The organism is Janibacter sp. CFPM2_SD2, from assembly GCF_057364645.1.
The window spans coordinates 1-459 of sequence record NZ_JBNFOF010000424.1 but is presented as its reverse complement, the minus strand read 5'-3'; the positions used below and the strand labels follow the sequence as shown (position 1 = coordinate 459).

Here is a 459-nt window from a genome sequence, read left to right as displayed (position 1 = left end):
GCTCGGGGCAGGCGGAGGCCAAGCGGGGCCGCCCCGTCGAGGCGCTGCTGTCCGCCTATCGCGTCGGCGCGAGCGCCGCGTGGCGCGAGCTGTCGGTCGAGGCCATCGCGGCCGGGGTCGACGCCGCGACCCTGGGGCGCTTCGCCGAGCTGGTCTTCACCTACATCGACGAGCTGTCGGCCGCCTCGGTCGCCGGGCACAACCAGCAGACGAGCAGCGCGAGCGCAGCGCCTCGTCCAGCTCGACCGCCTGACCCGCGGGCTGCTCACGGGCCTGCCGGAGGCGGCACTCGAGGACGCGGTCGCCGCGGCCGGCTGGGTGCCGCCGCGCACCCTGACCGCCGTGCTCGTCGAGCGCGATCGGGTGCTCACCACCGCGGGCGTGCTCGACCCGCGCACCCTGACCTCGCCGAGGACTGCCGGGTGCCGACGCCACGCCGTCCTGCTCGTCCCGACCAGC

General features: G+C 76.9%; 1 protein-coding gene. It reads left to right on the top strand.

From position 1 onward, the window contains the following. Positions 1–459, top strand: a 459-nt coding sequence (locus AC2W7J_RS18755) for an RsbRD N-terminal domain-containing protein (RefSeq protein ID WP_485984323.1), incomplete at both ends; no start/stop codon positions are given.